This window comes from Cocleimonas flava, from assembly GCF_004339015.1.
Lineage (GTDB): Bacteria > Pseudomonadota > Gammaproteobacteria > Thiotrichales > Thiotrichaceae > Cocleimonas > Cocleimonas flava.
The window spans coordinates 40693-54670 of record NZ_SMFQ01000005.1; the positions used below are offsets into that span (position 1 = coordinate 40693).

At 41.6% G+C, this 13978-nt stretch carries 16 protein-coding genes; 3 read left to right on the forward strand and 13 right to left on the reverse strand.

From position 1 onward, the window contains the following. The first annotated feature begins 179 nt into the window (after window positions 1-179). The gene (locus tag EV695_RS16610; protein WP_131907140.1) at window positions 180-782 is read left to right on the forward strand and encodes a glycine zipper domain-containing protein; all 603 of its coding nucleotides are present in this window, start codon (window positions 180-182) and stop codon (window positions 780-782) included. A gap of 323 nt (window positions 783-1105) precedes the next feature. Beyond that, window positions 1106-1531 carry a glycine zipper domain-containing protein gene (locus EV695_RS16615; protein WP_165874746.1) on the forward strand — a complete coding sequence of 142 codons (426 nt, stop codon included), beginning with the start codon at window positions 1106-1108 and terminating at the stop codon, window positions 1529-1531. A 303-nt stretch (window positions 1532-1834) separates the two neighbouring features. On the opposite strand, the gene EV695_RS16620 is transcribed toward EV695_RS16615, so the two are convergent. Continuing rightward, a complete protein-coding gene (locus EV695_RS16620; RefSeq protein WP_131907142.1) occupies window positions 1835-2992 on the reverse strand; it encodes a benzoate/H(+) symporter BenE family transporter in 1158 nt (385 codons plus the stop codon). Between the two features lie 99 nt (window positions 2993-3091). On the opposite strand from EV695_RS16620, the gene EV695_RS16625 reads away from it, so the two are divergent. Continuing rightward, complete coding sequence (locus EV695_RS16625) at window positions 3092-3643, forward strand: helix-turn-helix domain-containing protein (RefSeq protein WP_131907143.1); 552 nt, start codon at window positions 3092-3094, stop codon at window positions 3641-3643. Between the two features lie 90 nt (window positions 3644-3733). Here the strand turns inward: EV695_RS16625 and EV695_RS16630 are convergent, their stop codons facing one another. The 12 genes from EV695_RS16630 to cysE form a co-directional block, all read right to left on the reverse strand. Beyond that, window positions 3734-5029, reverse strand: coding sequence for an NTP/NDP exchange transporter (locus EV695_RS16630; RefSeq protein ID WP_131907144.1), 1296 nt, complete (start codon window positions 5027-5029; stop codon window positions 3734-3736). Window positions 5030-5034: 5 nt separating this feature from the next. Further along, window positions 5035-5955, reverse strand: coding sequence for an aldo/keto reductase (locus tag EV695_RS16635; protein WP_131907145.1), 921 nt, complete (start codon window positions 5953-5955; stop codon window positions 5035-5037). A 101-nt stretch (window positions 5956-6056) separates the two neighbouring features. After that, the gene (locus tag EV695_RS16640) at window positions 6057-6560 is read right to left on the reverse strand and encodes a DUF2244 domain-containing protein (protein ID WP_131907146.1); all 504 of its coding nucleotides are present in this window, start codon (window positions 6558-6560) and stop codon (window positions 6057-6059) included. A 222-nt stretch (window positions 6561-6782) separates the two neighbouring features. Next, window positions 6783-6983 (reverse strand): Fe-S cluster assembly protein IscX, encoded by a 201-nt coding sequence (gene iscX, locus EV695_RS16645; RefSeq protein ID WP_131907147.1) that lies wholly within the window; start codon window positions 6981-6983, stop codon window positions 6783-6785. A gap of 261 nt (window positions 6984-7244) precedes the next feature. Next, window positions 7245-7583, reverse strand: coding sequence for an ISC system 2Fe-2S type ferredoxin (gene fdx / locus EV695_RS16650; protein ID WP_131907148.1), 339 nt, complete (start codon window positions 7581-7583; stop codon window positions 7245-7247). Between the two features lie 21 nt (window positions 7584-7604). Continuing rightward, window positions 7605-9500 carry a Fe-S protein assembly chaperone HscA gene (hscA, locus tag EV695_RS16655; protein WP_131907149.1) on the reverse strand — a complete coding sequence of 632 codons (1896 nt, stop codon included), beginning with the start codon at window positions 9498-9500 and terminating at the stop codon, window positions 7605-7607. 44 nt (window positions 9501-9544) lie between these two features. Continuing rightward, window positions 9545-10084: a Fe-S protein assembly co-chaperone HscB gene (gene hscB / locus EV695_RS16660; protein WP_131907150.1), complete on the reverse strand. Its 540-nt coding sequence runs from the start codon at window positions 10082-10084 to the stop codon at window positions 9545-9547. A gap of 133 nt (window positions 10085-10217) precedes the next feature. Beyond that, window positions 10218-10541 (reverse strand): iron-sulfur cluster assembly protein IscA, encoded by a 324-nt coding sequence (gene iscA, locus EV695_RS16665; RefSeq protein WP_131907151.1) that lies wholly within the window; start codon window positions 10539-10541, stop codon window positions 10218-10220. Between the two features lie 58 nt (window positions 10542-10599). After that, the gene (iscU, locus tag EV695_RS16670) at window positions 10600-10977 is read right to left on the reverse strand and encodes a Fe-S cluster assembly scaffold IscU (protein ID WP_131907152.1); all 378 of its coding nucleotides are present in this window, start codon (window positions 10975-10977) and stop codon (window positions 10600-10602) included. A gap of 84 nt (window positions 10978-11061) precedes the next feature. Then, window positions 11062-12285, reverse strand: coding sequence for an IscS subfamily cysteine desulfurase (locus EV695_RS16675; protein ID WP_131907153.1), 1224 nt, complete (start codon window positions 12283-12285; stop codon window positions 11062-11064). 86 nt (window positions 12286-12371) lie between these two features. Further along, window positions 12372-12851, reverse strand: coding sequence for an Rrf2 family transcriptional regulator (locus tag EV695_RS16680; RefSeq protein ID WP_131907154.1), 480 nt, complete (start codon window positions 12849-12851; stop codon window positions 12372-12374). Window positions 12852-13082: 231 nt separating this feature from the next. Further along, window positions 13083-13919, reverse strand: coding sequence for a serine O-acetyltransferase (gene cysE, locus EV695_RS16685; protein ID WP_131907155.1), 837 nt, complete (start codon window positions 13917-13919; stop codon window positions 13083-13085). Window positions 13920-13978 lie beyond the last annotated feature (59 nt).

Here is a 13978-nt window from a genome sequence, read left to right on the forward strand (position 1 = left end):
ATTGATAAATATATCAATTGTAAAGTTTCGTAAAGATGCTTTAATTTGGACATTCAACTGTTATTGTCGATGAGTAAGCTTTTTACACTACTGGAATCTGTTCGCAGGTATTGACCGTAAGTAGTATTCATACAGGTTAATTTAATCCACAAAGGATTTGATTTACACAAGGAAACATTATGAAAAAACAAACCATACTTCTATCATGCTTTACCGCAGGCGCTCTTTTATTATCGGGTTGCTCTACTAATGCGCAGACAGGTGCGCTAGTTGGCTCTCTAGTAGGTGCAGGAATAGGCAAATCAACTTCCAACCATCGCGATAAACGTGCAGTCATAGGTGGTGTTCTGGGGGGAATTGTTGGATCAGCCATTGGCGCAGAGAAAGATAGAGCTAACTATAACCGTGCTGTGAGCAATCAACAAAGTTACTCATCAGACTATAGCTACAATCCGAACGGTACGGCGAGCAAGACAGTGACACAACACCCTTCTGTGACACACAAGCATGGCAACACAACACATACTCATCCTGGTGGTGCAGGTAATCATCAGCATAACTACAATCAGCAAACGACTCAAACGCAACAACAGGTTGTAGTCGCAGAACCTGAGGTTGTCTATGTCGAAAGAGCACCTGCATATTATTACCCACCGGTAACCACATCTATCGTGTTAGGTGCAGGTTACTATGGTGGTTACCGTCATCGTTACAATAAACGCAACTACAGAAACAATCGCCACAGACATCACAACCGTGTTCGTCATCCAAGACGTCACTAAAACGTGATAAGTTAAACAATAAAAAAAGGGGCGCATTATGTGCTCCTTTTTTTATTTTCATCCACAAATTCCCGAAGAAAAAACCTTCTAAGACACTGAAATAATAACCAATTGTAATATTAGGTAAAGATATTAGCGCTTTCTTTTTCTGGTGCTATATTGAGAGTGTAATAAGAGCTAAAAGTTACTGATTGAACTCGCTTGATGCAGTTCCTAATAGATAATTTATTGGAAAGTTTGTGGGTTTTTATCGCTCTAAACTTCAGATGTAAACGTAGTTATATACTAACCATTCAAGTGCTTCATACACTCAAGGATTTATGATGAAAAAACAAACTCTATATTTATCACTCGTTTTAGCAGGAACTGTATTTTTAAGTGCTTGTTCTACGAATGCCCAAACTGGCGCTTTAGTTGGTTCTTTAGTCGGTGCTGGCATTGGCAAATCAACCTCAAACCATCATGACAAACGCGCTGTAATTGGTGGTGTATTAGGTGGTATCGTTGGTTCCGCAGTGGGTGCTGAACAAGATCGTGTCAACGCTTATAATAATTCAACGCAAAATGGTGCGGTTTATTCGGCTCCCGTACAACAACCACGTCAGGTGATTGTAAATCGTCAACCTGAATACGTGTATGTGGACCCTTACTATCCAATCAGCCCAACCATTATTATTAGCGGCAGGTATTATCACAGACCGATGCATGACAGACGTCACCACCGTGTGCGTTATACGCGTCGCTACTAATAACTCAGTACGTGATTTGAAGATATTGCTTATAAAGAACCAACTTCGAACTCATTAGCTGGATGTACAAGCCAGACTTAATGCAAAGTGCTAATAGCACGTGTATTAGGTTTGGCTTTTTTGTTTCAAAGTAGTATTTGAGGCATTGTTAACCCTTAATAATGATTAAGTCACCCCCCTACTTTAAGTGACTTTTCATTTTGCTGTATGAAATGACTATAGGAACTTATGCTTTGCGGAATGATATTACGTTTTTGTTTTTTAAAAACGTAAATAGAATTTATGCAGAGCTAAGGGATTTTTTTAAGATCGAAATTGCAATACTTTCTGCACCAGCAAACCTGCAATCAATCCCCAAAACGTTGCACCAATCCCAAAGAAAACAACACCAGATACTGTTACTAGAAAAGTAACGAGAGCAGCTTCTCTGTATGTAGGCTTATCCAAAGCAACCGCAAGACTATTACCTAATGTACCGATTAAGGCTAAACCCGCCAACGGTAGAATCAACGCTTTAGGACTCATCGAAAATAGCGCCACAACGGTTGCACCAAACAAAGCTGCGATAAAATAAAACACACCCGCGCTCACCGCCGCCAAATAACGTGTTTCACGATTAGGGTCTGCATCTTTTTCCATACAAATCGCTGCGGTTATAGCTGCCAGATTAAAGGCAAACCCACCAAATGGTGCGAGCAGCATAGTGGTAATGCCCGTAGTGGTAATAATCGGAGACAAAGGGGGTCTATATCCCGCCGTATGCATGGTCGCGATACCCGGCATATTTTGTGAAGACATGGTTACAATAAACAACGGAATGCCAATACTAATCAATGATGTCATTGAAAATGTAGGCATGGTGAAAACAAAGGATGCTATCTCAAAATCCAGCTGTTTGGTTTCAAACAAACCCATGCTCCAGGCGGCAACCCCACCAACAACCAACACTAATGGAATTGCATAGAGAGGAAATAGTCGCTTACCCAATAGATAAGTCACACACATCAACGCAACTAAAGCGAATTCTTGTTGTAGGTATGTAAAGATTTCCAGACAGAAAGGCATCAGCACACCTGCTAACATGGCAGCAGCAATGGGCGGAGGTATAAGTTTACTCAAACGATCTAAACTGCCTGTGATTCCACTTAAGGTTATCAATAACCCACTAAAAATAAAGGCACCTACCGCCTCATTCATAGGCACATCTACCAGCGCGGTAGCAAGCATGGCAGCACCGGGGGTCGACCATGCAGTCAAAATAGGCGTCTTATAATAAAATGATAAGCCGATGCACGTTGCCGCCATCCCCAAACCAAGCGCTAATAACCATGAATTGATTAACGCCTGATCAGCCCCCGCAGCATTCGCCGCTTGAAAAACGATCGCCACCGAACTGGTGTAGCCAACTAACACGGCAATGAAACCAGAACTAATATGACTGATTTTTAAGGGAAACCTCATTTTTCACAGACTCCTATGATAACATGTGCGCTATAGCGTACACTTATCATAGGCTCGACCGTTATAGCGCACAAGCATTTTGTTTACGAATACATTACTATGATCAAATATGAGATCGGCCATCAATTAAAACAAATTCGCAATGATGCTGGCTGGAGTCTATCCAGAGCAGCGAATGAAACGGGCGTGAGCAAGGCGATGCTCGGCCAGATAGAACGAAATGAATCTAGTCCCACTATCTCAACGTTATGGAAAATTGCAACGGGCTTTCATAAGCCGCTGTCGGTCTTTGTTAATGATGCCTTGATCACCGAAGATGATGAAAGTGTACGCAGTACCCATATCAGTTTTACCCACCACAAGCACGACCTGAAAGCCAGAATTCTGTTCCCTTTTGACCCTAGATTTGGCTTTGAGCTATTTTCAATAAAACTAGATCCTGATCAAACGCATATCTCTGAACCTCATGACAAGGGAGTTATTGAACATATCACTGTCATCAAAGGAAATATGGAAGTGAAACTCAATGGTGAGTGGAAAAAACTAGCAGAAGGAGATGTACTTCGTTTTAAAGCAGATCAACCACATGAATATCGAAATACTGATAAAGACACCACAACCGAATTTCATAACCTGATTTTCTATACATAAGCACTGATGAATTTATTGCTCAGATAGCTATATCTAGTAGTTATTTAGCCCATTTAACCATGTTGTAGCCAGATTCATACATATTCAAAACTATGCTGAAAACTGTTTAAACTTACGTCCCAAATATATCCCACAAGCAGCCCATATCATTGCAATAACGGCGCCCACGCCAGCCACAGCTGCAAGACTTAATCCCAAGCCTTGAGTCAATGCGGTAAAGGCCCATGCATTCAACATATCGCCACCGCGGTATATAATAATATCAATCACAGGTTTGGTTTTAAATCGGACCTGTCTGCTCACTACCGTAAACAACATTTCCCGCGCTGGGCGTGTCACTGCGTAATTGCCTGCTCTGCGGATAACCTGCACCGCAATCACCACACCGACAATAGGCGCGAAAGCCAGTAACAACATACCCGCAGCAATCAATACCGGCACAGAAGCCAGGGTGAAAGAAAGCCCAAATCGTTTTGCCATACGACCTGTCGCAAAAACAGCGACGAACACCGTCAAAGTATTAACCACTAAATCCATACTCGACCAGATTTGTGTGCGTGTCTCACGATCATAATCAGCGAGTAAATTTTTCAATTCAAAATACACGAACGAACTGATGGATGTATATAGCAGGATAAATACGGCGATCATGATTAAGTAAGGACTTTTCAGGAAGTCATTAATACCCGAAAACAGCTTCCCACCGATAATATCTACATCATTACTCGAACTATCATGGCTATCAATTTCAAGGTCGCTTAGTTTGAGCTTTTGTAACCAGATACTTAGTGGAATAGTCAATATCAGCAACGCGCTAGCAATCAGCAATAAATTATCTGTACCAATATTAGTCGCTAGAAAAGCGGGAATACTTGGGCCGATAATGGCCCCTACACTTGCCCCTGCGCCGATAAAACCAAATAAACGCGTTGCCTGAGGTCGTGTGAAAATATCCGACATCAAACTCCAAAACACGGAGATATGAAATAAGCTGAACACACTAATCCACACATAGAAGGATTTATCCAGCAATACGATTCCAGTCGCTAATTGAGTGCCCAGATAAAACAGCAGAAAACTGAAGGCAAAGAAAGCATACACATAGGGAACGAGTTGTTTGTAGCGTACTCGACTTATCAAACTACTGTATAAAGAGACCGTGATAATGCTAAAGAAAAAAGTCAGCGTCCATAAAAAGCTAACCTCTACATCAGTCCAGTCACTCGCCATCGCATCGCGCACCGGACGCAGAATGTAATACCCCGCCATCAGGATAAAAACCAGCAAAAACGAAGCTAATGTTATTCTGATTTCATGCGGTTTAATGTCGCTCGCGAAATTTAAAAGCCGCTGAATCGGATGTGACTCTTTTGCACCATCACTCATAGCAGTTATAAGCTGTTAAAGTAATTAAGCATTTCTTTGCGTTGGGCTTGGCCAGGCAAGCGCCCAAAATTAGCCTGCATATTATCAACCATGTGCTTGGCTTTTGATGTCGCAGGAATTGCACAGGTAATATCCGGATGCCCCAGTATAAATTTGAGATAAAACTGTCCCCAGCTGGTGCAATCAATGTCTTTTGCCATTTCTGGCAGTGCTTTACCCTTGCTTTGACGAAACAAAGAACCGCGTTGATAGGGTCGATTGATCATCGTCGCAATTCCTTTATCTCTCGCTACTGGAAGGATTTCTCGTTCTGCATCCAGATTGGCGATGTTATAACTAAACTGAACAAAATCGATCGGTTCACTTTTCATCACCTGAATAAACTCATCATGGTCGCGCCCGTGCGAAGTAGTAATCCCGATATACCTGACTTTGCCTTCTTTCTTCCAGTTTTTAAGGGTATCGAGCTGGGTCTTCCAATCCACCAGATTATGTACGCTGATAAGATCGAAGTTCTTCACATTCATGCGTTGTGCTGATTCCAGCATGTCAGAGATACCCTGCTCACGCCCCCTTGTCCAGACTTTGGTCGCCGCAAATACTTTCGGATGATTCTTCATACTGCGTAAAACATCACCTACGCGTGCCTCTGCACTGCCATACATGGGAGATGAATCGATGACCATACCTTTCGCTGCAAAGAACGCCTGAATAACAGCAGTCAGTTTAGCCATGCTTTCTGGATCATCATCTTTATTAAAGGTACGCGATGTACCCATGCCTATGACGGGTAATAATTCACCTGAACTGGGTATTTTTTTCTGAATCAATGGGAGCTTTGATGTTGCACTCTCTGCGAATAACTCACTGGCTGGTAAGGCTAGCATCGCTGCTGCTAACTGTAGAATCTGACGTCGTGTAACCATGAAATACCCCTTTCAGAAATAATAGATGTGTTTAAATTCTAGACCAAAAATTTGAATAATTGTTCAGCTAATTCAATAGTTAATTAATAAATGCGTTTAATTTAAGAGAGTGGCTTCCACCATTTAGCATTGATTTCTTTTAGTCCTGCTTGTTTAAAAACAAGGCGTGCTTCAGCTTTATCAGAATGATTAAGAAAGGAGCCTAATTCAAAACGTGACTTCGAATCAGATAAACTTAGCTCGATGGGTTCGGTAGGCTTTTCTGACTCAGTAACCAGAATAAAGGTTTCTGGCCTATCCAGCTTGAAGGTTCGCTCGACACAATGCTTTCCCGTTTCAATAAGCACATGATGATCACCAATCGTAATCACCTGCTTTTCATACGTTTGATTACAAACCTTGTACATGAAATATGCAAATAGACCGACATCCAATCCAGCAAAAGGTAAAACAAGGTAACCGCCGACAAAACTCCACCCTACTCCAATCATCAACACAAATAGACTCACCGCAATGATCACGACTTGCGTCTGACGCATCGATGCAGATCGATTAGGCGACAGAGTGATTACAATATCATTGTGATTAGACTGGGTAACTATCATTGCTCGGCGAATAAGTGGTTAACCTAGTCGAACATTCTATGTGCCAAAGTTCAAAATGTACAATGAGCACACTAATAGCACATACGCAGGAAGTTGTTTCTGAGAGGGAAATTAACAGTTTAAGAAGTGTGTACGCAAAATACGTTGCAGAAAAGTCTACTTAACGATGAATACCCTCAAGTAGATCGGGCTTCAATGGGCTGATAGAGCCCATTTTTGAGATTATTCTTTTTCTTCAATCCAGTTCATTTGAATTGATTCGAGAATTTTTTCATTCGATTTTTCAGGATCATCGTCGAAGTTTTCCAACGCACAAACCCAGGCATGTAAATCAGTAAAACGAATATATTGAGGATCAACATCAGGATGAGCTTCATCAAGATCAATAGCGATATCGAGTGTGTCTGTCCATTTTAACTGCATTTTAAATACCTCTATTTGTTACTTAATCGATTTCTAAATTATTAAAAAAAGTGCCCATAAGTAGGGGGGTGTATTTTTGCTTTGAATATTCCATCAAATCAACATTCTAAAACTTTATCTATTTACAGTACATCATTGATAAAGCAGGACTTTTGTTCAAGATCAAGGCGGGTATTTGAATACAAGGCCGAAACGTACATTAAGTACGTGAGGGTTTGTATTCAAATGCCCAACGTAGAGATTGGACAAAAAGACAATTTATCAGTGGTTTTCTGAGACCATGTTTATGGTGTACTTTGGTATTTCTATTACCAAATCCTCATCAGCCACTTTCGCCTGACAACTCAAACGCGAATCCGGGTCTACACCCCAGGCTTTATCCAGATAATCTTCTTCTAGATCTGTTGCTTCTTCTAAAGAATCAAAACCTTCACGCACGTATACATGGCAGGTTGTACATGCACAGGATTTCTCACAAGCATGTTCGATTTCGATATGATTTTGTAAGCCTACATCACACAGTGTTGTACCTGGTTCTGCTTCTACTACGGCACCTTCAGGACAAAGTTCTTCGTGTGGTAGGAATATAATTTGTGGCATATTTGTATTAACTCTCTAATTCTATTTGTTGAACTCGTCAACATTGTGACCAGCCATGGCCTTTTTCACATTGTCGTCCATACGACGAGCAACGTAAAATTCAGCTACTTTTTCCATGTTTTTAATCGCGGCTTTTACACTTTCAGCATCTTTACTAGTGTGCTTTGCTTCCATCAATTCTGAACGTGCTGCTAACAGTGTTTTCTTTTCTTCGTCATTCAGCATTCTATCTGCATCTGATGCCATCGCTGAATCTAGTGCTTCTAAAGTGCGGTCTGCTTCGACTAATTGTTCGCGCAATTTACGCGCTTCCATATCTGCTTGAGCGTTATCCATTGAGTCACGAATCATGCCTTCGATTTCTGAATCTGTTAAACCATAAGATGGCTTCACCTCAACGCCAGCTTTTGCACCTGTTGTTTCTTCTTCCGCGTGCACGTTCAACAAACCATCTGCATCAACCTGAAAAGTCACTTTTATGCGTGCTGCACCCGCGACCATTGGGGGAATTCCTTTTAACGCAAATTTCGCCAATGAACGATTTTCTTCAACCGTTTCGCGTTCACCTTGCAAAATATGCACGGTCATTGCGGTTTGATTATCTTTAAAGGTGGTGAATTCCTGAGCACGGGTGATCGGTATCGTAGTGTTTCTAGCGATTACTTTTTCTACCAAACCACCGTAAGTTTCCAGACCTAGTGATAAAGGAATGACATCAAGTAATAGCATTTCAGCATCTGGCTTATTGCCTGCCAAAACATCAGCCTGTAATGCCGCGCCAATTGCTACAACTTTATCTGGGTCGATATCAACCAGTGGTGGTTGTCCGAAGAACTCACCTACTTTTTCACGCACGACTGGCATGCGTGTTGAACCACCAACCATCACTACATCGTGTACCTGGTCTTTATCTAAACTCGAATCTCGTAACGCTCTTCTGCAAGCCATCAATGTCTTTTTAACCAATGGAGCAACCATCTCATCAAACTGATTACGGCTCAAAGAACCCTGCCAATCTTCCAGCTTAACGCTTACTTCATTATTATCTGTGAGTGCTTCTTTGACTCTACGTGCTTCGATCATCGCTTTGCGATGAATCTTGGTGTTATGGGTATCTTCCAGTAGTGCTTCTTCAAGAATCCATTCAGCAATAGCATGATCAAAATCATCGCCACCCAGTGCAGAATCGCCACCCGTAGCCATCACTTCAAATACGCCTTTATTGAGCTTTAAGATGGAGATATCAAAAGTACCACCACCCAAATCGTAAACAGCGATAATTCGTTCTGATAGTTCTTCTTTTTGATCCAAACCATAAGCGACAGCCGCAGCTGTTGGCTCATTCAATAATCGGAATACTTTCAAGTCTGCAAGACGTGCAGCATCTTTGGTCGCTTGACGTTGCGCATCATCAAAATACGCAGGTACTGTAATTACCGCACCTTTCAATTCTCCACCCAAAGATTCTTCTGCTCGTTGTTTCAGTGTTTTTAAAATTTCAGCAGAAACTTCAATAGCAGTTTTATTACCAGCAACCGTTTTTATTTGTGGAACATTTGATTCAGTACCGTGCGAACTACTAGAAGCAGTAGCGAACTCATAAGGCAAGCTACCGCCAAGTGTTTTGAGATCTTTAATTCCACGACCTAAAAGACGCTTCGCCGATGAAATGGTATTAGGTAAATCTTCTAATTGATTATCTTGAGCTTTCTTGCCGACTTCGGTTGCACCGTTTTCCAGATAGCGAACCACCGAAGGTAACAGTGCATTCCCTTCAGGATCACAAAGGATTTCAGCTGCGCCACTACGGACGCTCGCAACGAGTGAATTAGTCGTGCCTAAATCGATACCTACTGCGAGACGATGCTCGTGTGGTGCAGTAGACATTCCTGGTTCTGATATTTGTAATAGTGCCATAGCGCGGGGATTCTAATCTAATTTAGAGTTCTAGTTGATGGTCATTAGAACATTTCATCTTCAAGCTTTTCTGTCAAAGTCTTCACTTCTTGACATAAACGCTCAAAAAACTTCATTTTTAGTACATCTTCTTTGGCTTCAGCATATTTCTCTGCAGCATAATGCTCGACAAAACTTTCTTTCAAAGCATCCATTTGGGATTCGACATCATGCGCAATATCATCAACTCTTGCGATAGGGTCTTTAGCATTGGGTACATCTTCTAATGCTTCGCGCATTTCCATTTGATGCATCAAAAACATGCCATCACTGGTGGTATCGATTTCATCATCAAAATCAACACCCTTTTGTTGCAACATATAACGCGCACGCAAACGAGAGGATTTTAGCGTTTCATTCGCTTCATTGATGAAGCCGGTAGTTTGCACCGCAACACGTCGTTCTTGCTCGTCACTATTTACAAAACGGTCAGGATGATATTTTGCCTGCAGTTCGCGAAAGCTCAGGGCAAGCGCAGATGTATCAATATTGTAATCTTCTGGCAAGCCGAATAGGTCAAAATAGCTTTGTTTAAAATCGAGCATAGTTCTTCGTGGGGCCTAACGTGTATTGTTTACTTTTGGAAATAGCCAGCATTTTGTATCGGATGAAGCAAAGGTGATACAAAAAAACTGGCTATAAGTAGGGGGGTGGCTAAATGCGTATTCTGATTAGGTTCTAAACAGTGAAGCTTTCACCACAACCACAGGCACCGCTTTCATTCGGATTAGTGAATTTAAAACCTTCATTCAGGCCTTCTTTGGTGAAGTCCATTTCAGTTCCATCGAGGTAAACCAGACTTTTAGGATCAACAATAATCTTGATTCCGTGATCTTCAAAAACTTCATCAGTTTCTTCGATCTCATCTGCAAATTCCATCACGTAAGCCATACCAGAACATCCATGGGTTTTAATACCCAGACGCAAGCCAACACCTTTGCCCCTATTGGCTAAAAAGGTGTTCACTCGATCTGCTGCAACGTCGGTCAATGTAATGGCCATATTCTAATCCTTACTATCTTTTATAGTGCTTAAGCTTTAGCGAAAACGTAGTTAAAAACTATTGCTTAGACTGATAGTCTGCTATCGCTGCTTTGATAGCATCTTCAGCTAATACAGAACAGTGTACTTTAACAGGTGGTAATTCGAGTTCTTCTGCGATATCAGTATTTTTGATCGCCTGAACTTCATCCAGTGATTTGCCTTTTACCCATTCAGTCAAAAGACTAGATGAAGCAATTGCAGAACCACAACCGTAAGTTTTGAACTTCGCATCTTCAATAATGCCGTCAGCACCTACTTTAATCTGTAGCTTCATTACGTCGCCACAAGCTGGAGCACCAACCATGCCCGTTCCTACTTCTTGAGCATCTTTATCCATTGCTCCAACGTTACGTGGATTTTCGTAATGATCTATAACTTTTTCACTGTACGCCATGATTTTTTACCTTCTAACTTTCTATATTTATTGCAATGTAGCTAACTATTATTAACTACTCTTTTGTTTCTGTTGTCGTTGTTATTAATGTGCGGCCCATTCAACAGTATTCAAGTCAATACCGTCTTTATACATATCCCAAAGTGGCGATAAGGCGCGTAATTTTTCTACTGCTGCACGCGTTTGCTCGATCGCGTAATCCACTTCTTCAACTGTAGTGAATCGACCGATACTAAAGCGTAATGAACTGTGTGCAAGCTCGTCGTTGCGTCCTAGTGCTCGTAATACATAACTTGGCTCTAGTGAAGCACTGGTACAGGCAGAACCTGAAGATACCGCGATATCTTTTAGTGACATCATTAAGCTTTCGCCTTCAACAAAGTTGAAACTGATGTTTAAGTTACCTGCAACACGTTGCTCAAGATCACCGTTTACGTAAACTTCTTCCATATCTTTGAAGCCATCGTATAAACGATTGCGTAGCATCAGCATACGATCATTTTCAGTCGCCATTTCTTCTTTAGCGATGCGGAATGCTTCACCCATACCAACGATCTGATGGGTAGCTAATGTACCAGAACGCATACCACGTTCATGTCCACCACCGTGCATTTGTGCTTCGATACGAACACGTGGCTTACGACGTACATATAGAGCGCCAATACCTTTTGGACCGTAAATTTTGTGTGCTGAGAAACTCATTAAATCAACTTTAAGTGTTTCCAGATCTAATGGAACTTTACCCGCGCTTTGTGCCGCATCAACGTGGAAAATGATTTTATTTTCACGACAGATCTCGCCTATTGCTGCGATATCCTGAATCACGCCGATTTCATTGTTCACATGCATGATTGAAACAACTGTTGTGTCGTCACGAAGTGCTGCTTTGAAAGCATCCATATCTAACAAACCATTATCTTTTGGATCAAGGTAAGTTACTTCGAAGCCTTCACGCTCTAACTGGCGACAGGTATCAAGTACTGCTTTGTGCTCAGTTTTCATCGTGATGATGTGCTTACCTTTGCGTGTATTAAAGTGCGCTGCACCTTTAATTGCCAGGTTGTTTGATTCAGTAGCGCCACTGGTCCAGACGATTTCTCTTGGGTCAGCATTGATTAAGTCAGCAACATCTTTACGTGCAGCTTTAACTGCCTCATCCGCTTCCCAGCCAAATGAATGACTACTAGACGCAGGATTACCAAAAGCTGTATCAACAGTTAAATATTGAGCCATTTTTTCCGCAACACGCTTGTCAGTCGGCGTGGTGGCTGAATAGTCCATATAAATTGGGGTGATTAAATTACTCATTCTGTATCCTATTAGTTCTCGCGCTGTTTTATGTAGTACTTACTTTTTAAAGCAGTTACTTTATATATGTAATGTTTATATCGTTTTTAAAGAGAGTCTGGCAAATTAATGCGAGTCCCTTTTTGTTTTGAATTCTGTCTTGCTGCGACTTCAATCACGTCGCTCTTATCCATCATGTCTTGTAATGAAATATCATCAAGGAATGATTGAATCCGATTGCTCAAATCCATCCATAAGTTATGGGTCAAGCAACGTTTATTGTCTTCGTTACAACCACTGGTTGCATTGCCACAATTTGTGACATCAAGATTCTCATCGACCGCCATAATTATGCTTGAAATAGCAATCTCTTCCGGTGCTCTACTGAGGCTATACCCTCCTCCCGGTCCACGCATACTCTTTACCAAACCTTGTCTGCGTAATTTAGAAAATAGCTGTTCAAGGTAAGACAATGAAATGCTTTGGCGATCTGAAATTTCCAGCAACGATACTGGGCCATTGTCACTATTTAATGACAAATCCAGCATTGCTGTAACCGCATAACGTCCTTTAGTCGTGAGTTTCATATCTTTTCTCGCGTTGTTAATCTCAAATTGAAGATCAACCAATCGACTCCAATAAAAAGTTGGGGGTTCTAATCCTGAGTAATTTAGTACCCCTGATTTGAGCGAGATAGTAGAATACCCGATTAATATAGTCAAGTATTACCACGGATTGTACAGTATTTAATATTGGGGATTAAAAAGCCCTATACAAAGGGCTTTACAAAGCATTTACAGAGCACAAGCAAACACAACTTAGCTATCAGTTTTCTCTTTTTCAGGGGAATCTTCGACTAACTCGGCCTTTTCCTTAGCTTCTTTTTGTGACCTCTTTTCCTCTTGACCACAACCATCTAATTCGACGTCTTTTAAACCTTGAAATGGCTCAAAATCGAAATCACTGCCTAAATGCCGTAATTGAGTGCACATGGTATCCATGCGCTCATCCATTTTATGGATATGGTCCAGCATTCTGTTGACTGCATTAGCAACCGGGTCGGGCATATCCTGTGTAGCACCGTATGCATCAAAGCCCATTTTGCTCGCCACTTCTGCTCGCTGAGCTTCACCTTCGTCTTCGCGTCGAATCACTTCGCGACCAGGCACACCAATAACGGTTGCATTCGCAGGTACTTCTTTAACCACGACGGCGTTTGAGCCAATACGCGCTCCATCGTTGATTTTGATCGGCCCCAGAATTTTAGCCCCTGCACCGACAACGATATTATTCCCAAGGGTTGGATGACGTTTTCCGGGATTCCAGCTGGTTCCGCCTAAAGTTACACCATGATAAATAGAACAATCATCACCGATCTCTGCGGTTTCACCGATTACAATCCCCATGCCGTGATCGATAAAGAAGCGTCTACCAATTTTTGCACCCGGATGGATTTCAATTCCGGTAAATAAACGTGCAACATTTGACAGAATTCTTGCCAGCCATTTAAAGCCCTTATTCGATAATGCATGACTGATGCGATGAAAAATAATCGCGTGCACACCCGGAGAGGTGGTTAATATTTCTAGCGTATGTCGTGCCGCTGGGTCGCGTTCAAATACGACTGCGATATCTTCTTTTATACTTGCCAACATGTTTCTACCAACTATTTAAGCTTTAGGTCGTTATAATATGTGGATTCTATAATACTTTG

What these genes read in the sequence shown, in the direction of transcription:
- EV695_RS16610 (WP_131907140.1), top strand. Translation starts at nt 180, where the DNA reads ATGAAAAAACAAACCATACTTCTATCATGCTTTACCGCAGGCGCTCTT.
- EV695_RS16615 (WP_165874746.1), top strand. Translation starts at nt 1,106, where the DNA reads ATGAAAAAACAAACTCTATATTTATCACTCGTTTTAGCAGGAACTGTA.
- EV695_RS16620 (WP_131907142.1), bottom strand. Translation starts at nt 2,992, where the DNA reads ATGAGGTTTCCCTTAAAAATCAGTCATATTAGTTCTGGTTTCATTGCC.
- EV695_RS16625 (WP_131907143.1), top strand. Translation starts at nt 3,092, where the DNA reads ATGATCAAATATGAGATCGGCCATCAATTAAAACAAATTCGCAATGAT.
- EV695_RS16630 (WP_131907144.1), bottom strand. Translation starts at nt 5,029, where the DNA reads ATGAGTGATGGTGCAAAAGAGTCACATCCGATTCAGCGGCTTTTAAAT.
- EV695_RS16635 (WP_131907145.1), bottom strand. Translation starts at nt 5,955, where the DNA reads ATGGTTACACGACGTCAGATTCTACAGTTAGCAGCAGCGATGCTAGCC.
- EV695_RS16640 (WP_131907146.1), bottom strand. Translation starts at nt 6,560, where the DNA reads ATGATAGTTACCCAGTCTAATCACAATGATATTGTAATCACTCTGTCG.
- iscX (WP_131907147.1), bottom strand. Translation starts at nt 6,983, where the DNA reads ATGCAGTTAAAATGGACAGACACACTCGATATCGCTATTGATCTTGAT.
- fdx (WP_131907148.1), bottom strand. Translation starts at nt 7,583, where the DNA reads ATGCCACAAATTATATTCCTACCACACGAAGAACTTTGTCCTGAAGGT.
- hscA (WP_131907149.1), bottom strand. Translation starts at nt 9,500, where the DNA reads ATGGCACTATTACAAATATCAGAACCAGGAATGTCTACTGCACCACAC.
- hscB (WP_131907150.1), bottom strand. Translation starts at nt 10,084, where the DNA reads ATGCTCGATTTTAAACAAAGCTATTTTGACCTATTCGGCTTGCCAGAA.
- iscA (WP_131907151.1), bottom strand. Translation starts at nt 10,541, where the DNA reads ATGGCCATTACATTGACCGACGTTGCAGCAGATCGAGTGAACACCTTT.
- iscU (WP_131907152.1), bottom strand. Translation starts at nt 10,977, where the DNA reads ATGGCGTACAGTGAAAAAGTTATAGATCATTACGAAAATCCACGTAAC.
- EV695_RS16675 (WP_131907153.1), bottom strand. Translation starts at nt 12,285, where the DNA reads ATGAGTAATTTAATCACCCCAATTTATATGGACTATTCAGCCACCACG.
- EV695_RS16680 (WP_131907154.1), bottom strand. Translation starts at nt 12,851, where the DNA reads ATGAAACTCACGACTAAAGGACGTTATGCGGTTACAGCAATGCTGGAT.
- cysE (WP_131907155.1), bottom strand. Translation starts at nt 13,919, where the DNA reads ATGTTGGCAAGTATAAAAGAAGATATCGCAGTCGTATTTGAACGCGAC.